The organism is Planktothrix paucivesiculata PCC 9631, from assembly GCF_900009265.2.
Classification (GTDB): domain Bacteria; phylum Cyanobacteriota; class Cyanobacteriia; order Cyanobacteriales; family Microcoleaceae; genus Planktothrix; species Planktothrix paucivesiculata.
Window position 1 is genome coordinate 1 of record NZ_LR735134.1, and the last position, 349, is coordinate 349.

At 35.8% G+C, this 349-nt stretch carries 1 protein-coding gene; it reads left to right on the forward strand.

What is annotated here, in order from left to right:
* Positions 1-349, forward strand: a 349-nt coding sequence (locus PL9631_RS26540) for a hypothetical protein (protein ID WP_197046541.1), incomplete at both ends; no start/stop codon positions are given.

Consider the following 349-nt stretch of genomic DNA (forward strand, 5'->3'; position numbering starts at 1 on the left):
AGCAACTCAAAATAAGGTTTTTAAACGCAATCTTAAAATTCTGCAAGAAATTGATTTAGAGTTATCAATAGATTTTGATGAGCAACTGACTCCCAAACATACTCAGACTTGGGCTAAATTTGCTGCCCGAGTGAATGCAGGTCAATGGAAATTTAGAAATACTTTAGTTAGAGAATTACAAGCGGAAGGGCATTTAATTGAAGTCTCAGAAGTTGAGAAAACCGCTTTAGAATGTGAGCGTTTATTAGGTGAAGTTTTAGACCCTTTAGCTCAAGTTCCCGAGTTCACTGAACAATTAAAAGGAACGGTTCAAAAACTCCATCATTTAGAACAAACTGCCAAAAATCAC